The sequence below is a fragment of the Microcystis sp. LE19-131.1A genome (assembly GCF_027532015.1).
GTDB classification, from domain to species: domain Bacteria; phylum Cyanobacteriota; class Cyanobacteriia; order Cyanobacteriales; family Microcystaceae; genus Microcystis; species Microcystis ichthyoblabe_A.
Genome location: NZ_JAPZSS010000147.1, coordinates 1 through 3,520 on the forward strand (window position 1 = coordinate 1; position 3,520 = coordinate 3,520).

Annotated in this window: 2 protein-coding genes; both read left to right on the forward strand. The window is 44.6% G+C overall.

What is annotated here, in order from left to right; all coding sequences use genetic code 11:
- Positions 1–504 precede the first annotated feature (504 nt).
- The gene (locus O9323_RS11970) at positions 505–1,188 is read left to right on the forward strand and encodes a PHP domain-containing protein (RefSeq protein ID WP_288125168.1); all 684 of its coding nucleotides are present in this window, start codon (positions 505–507) and stop codon (positions 1,186–1,188) included.
- Between the two features lie 229 nt (positions 1,189–1,417).
- Positions 1,418–3,316, forward strand: a complete 1,899-nt coding sequence (locus O9323_RS11975) for an NAD(P)H-quinone oxidoreductase subunit F (RefSeq protein WP_002734668.1) — start codon at positions 1,418–1,420, stop codon at positions 3,314–3,316.
- Positions 3,317–3,520: the final 204 nt, after the last annotated feature.

Consider the following 3,520-nt stretch of genomic DNA (forward strand, 5'->3'; position numbering starts at 1 on the left):
TTAAATATTGGAAGAAAGGTAGTCGGAGAGGCCGCCTTTAGCGGGAATCCGATAGAGAGGTTCGTAGTTAACCCAGTACGGGTCAAAGCGTACAAAGCTAATTCTAGATGCAATATTTGCGTACAGAATTAGTAACTATAAGCTGTCAGTGTATCTAAGTTACTCGTCAAGACTGTCTATGAGAAGGGAGCGGGGAGAGGGAGCCAGAACATTTATACTAAAAAGCTTAGTACATCTGGCTTGCTGAATAAATCTGAAATATCGACGAATTAAGGGTTTTAGGGTCTTGTTTCGCGAAACAGGTGCGAGATTTTGAGTCCTGTAGGGGCAGCGATAACCGATAATCAGCGCGGAGACAGAAGAAGGCTCCGATTCCCGCTTAATATTCATTGACGAACAGTCTCTAACGGTGTTACCGGTAACAGCAGCTACCCAATTTTTCTTGATATTTGCTATGCTGATTCTTAACAATTTGTAATCTTTGGGAAAGTTCCTCAATACTGCATGGTCGTTTCTGCTACAATTCCACCCCTAGCTCAAGATACCCTCGCCCTGAAAGCGGTGTGGGCAAATATTGGCTATGATAGTTGTCCCCACCATTACAATTTCCATCTTCATACCCATTGTTCCGATGGTCAAATGAGTCCCCAAGGCTTGATGAGACAAGCGTTAGATATCGGACTAAAAGGATTAGCAATTACCGATCATCACTCGATCGAAGGTTATCGACAAGCCCAAATTTGGCTAGAAAATCAGCATTTAAAGAGTTCTCTACCCCATTTCTGGACAGGGGTAGAAATTACGGCGAATCTCTTAGAGACAGAAGTGCATATTCTTGGCTATGGTTTCGATCCCGCTCATGCCGTCTTGACTCCCTATCTGCAAAGAACCAAACCGGAAGGAGATCTGGCTTTAGCCTCTAGAGTCATTAAAAGTTTACAGCAAGCGGGGGCTTTAGTAGTTCTCGCCCATCCCTTTCGTTACCATCGCCCCGCAGCCGATTTAGTGGCGGCGGCGGTAGAATTGGGTATTGATGGTATTGAGGCTTTTTATGCCTATGGCAATCCCAAACCTTGGCTACCCAGTCAACCGGAAACCGAACAAGCGCTCGCTCTGAGTCGTCAATATCAATTATTTGCCACCTGTAGCACCGATTCCCACGGTAAATCTTTATTACAGCGCATTTAGCCTGATCGCAGGATTAAAGGTAAAATACCTAAATTGACTAAACTCGACCCCTTCTTGATCGAGTGTTGGTTTTTTATGGCCGTTGATCAGTGATCAGTAATCAGTAACCAGTAACCGGTGAAAGAGCCTAAATTTGTTGAAAATTGAAAACCTAAACCTGATAACTTAAAACTTAAACCTGATCACTGATAACTGATAACTGATAACTGATAACTGAATAACCCCCTGAATGAAAGATTTATTCCTATACACTTGCTGGTTAATTCCCATTTATGGCTTAATTGGTTCGATTTTAACCTTGCCTTGGTCTTTAGGCATTATTAGTCGCACCGGTCCGCGGCCGGCCGCTTATATTAACCTATTGATGACCGTCTTAGGATTAATACACGGATCGATCGCCTTTAACCAAATTTGGCATCGAGAGACGATTAAACTGGCTTTTGAATGGGTAAAAGTGGCCGATCTTAGTTTATCTCTTTCGATCGAACTTTCTCCCGTCAGTTTGGGGACGTTGGAACTGATTACCCTCATCAGTCTCTTGGCCCAAATCTATGCCCTTGGCTACATGGAAAAGGATTGGTCTTTGGCGAGATTTTATGGCTTAATGGGCTTTTTTGAGGCAGCTTTGGGGGGAATTGCCCTCAGTGACTCCCTACTATTCAGTTACGCTTTCCTAGAGATGTTAACGGTCTCTACCTATCTCCTCGTCGGTTTTTGGTATGCTCAACCTTTGGTCGTAACCGCGGCCCGAGATGCCTTTTTAACCAAGCGCGTCGGCGATATTATTTTATTGATGGGTTTGGTGGCTCTGTCCAGTTACGGAGAGGGATTAAGTTTTTCTCAGTTAGAAAATTGGGCAGTAAATAACCCTGTACCACCTCTGACGGCGACTTTGTTAGGATTAGCCCTTATTGCTGGTCCAACGGGTAAATGCGCCCAATTTCCCCTGAATTTGTGGCTAGATGAGGCGATGGAGGGACCAAATCCAGCCGGAATCATGCGGAATTCGATCGTGGTTTCAGCCGGGGCCTATGTTTTAATTAAGCTGCAGCCAGTATTTACCCTATCTCCGATCGCGGCCAATGTTTTAATAGTGTTGGGGACAATGACGGCAATTGGTACTTCTCTGATGGCCTTATCCCAAATTGATATTAAACGGGTTTTATGCCACTCCACCAGTGCCTATCTCGGTTTGGTCTTTATTGCGGTGGGATTAGGTCATGTGGATATCGCCTTACTAATTTTATTCTCCCATGCGGTGGCAAAAGCTTTATTGTTTATGAGCGCAGGAGCCTTAATTCTCACCACCAGTAACCAAAATATCACGGAAATGGGCGGAATTTGGGCAAGAATGCCCGCCACGACCACGGCTTTTTTAGGAGGTTCCGCGGGGATGACGGTTTTAATGCCCCTGGGGATGTTTTGGACGTTAAAACGGTGGTTAGGTGGCGAATGGGCGATTCCTTGGTGGTTATTAGCGGTTTTAATCTTTGTTAATTGTCTTAGCATTATCAATCTTACTCGGGTCTTTCGTTTAGTCTTTTTGGGACAAACCCAAAGTAAAACCCATCGCACCCCGGAAGTGGCTTGGCCGATGGCTTTGCCCATGGTAGCATTGATTTTAATCGTTTTATTGGCCCCGATTATTCCCCTACGTTGGGATTTTTGGCTATCTTTCACCAATCCTCTCGTTAATAACCAGAGTTTCACTATTGTCTGGGGTTTTCCCTTATTGATGGCCTCTGGAGTAATTGGCCTAGTCATCGGGTTAATGGTAGAGTTAAGACGAGCTTGGGCGAGACCAACCGGGTTAATCCTGCGATTCCTGCAAGATTTGTTCGCTTATGACTTCTATCTCGATCGCATCTATCAGTTTACCGTGGTTTTAGCGGTGGGCAGCTTGTCCAAAATTACCGCTTGGCTCGATCGTTATATTATTGATGGTCTGGTTAATTTAGTCAGTTTAGCGACGATTTTTAGCGGCAGTGCCTTAAAATATAATGTTTCCGGTCAATCGCAATTTTATGTCTTGACTATTCTTTTCGGAATAGGGGGATTAATCTGGCTCTTATTAAACGGTCAATGGTCACTGATAACTAATTATTGGTCATCCCTTTTGACTCATTGAACCTCTGTGTATTGGTCTCTAGTCTCCCGGCAGCTGACTAGGGAAGGAAAGCAGGGTGATGAACTTGACATCCTCGCCGCCCTAAAAGTGCGGCGATTCCTAAACCTCACGATTTAAGTTTCTGCTTCCACCACCGTCGCATACCACAGTTAAAAAACCATGTACTGTCTTACACAGAGTCCACAGACTTTCGCCCCATTTCAG

Excerpts from the sequence above, each read along its gene's own strand:
- O9323_RS11970 (WP_288125168.1), top strand. The coding sequence starts at position 505 with ATGGTCGTTTCTGCTACAATTCCACCCCTAGCTCAAGATACCCTCGCC.
- O9323_RS11975 (WP_002734668.1), top strand. The coding sequence starts at position 1,418 with ATGAAAGATTTATTCCTATACACTTGCTGGTTAATTCCCATTTATGGC.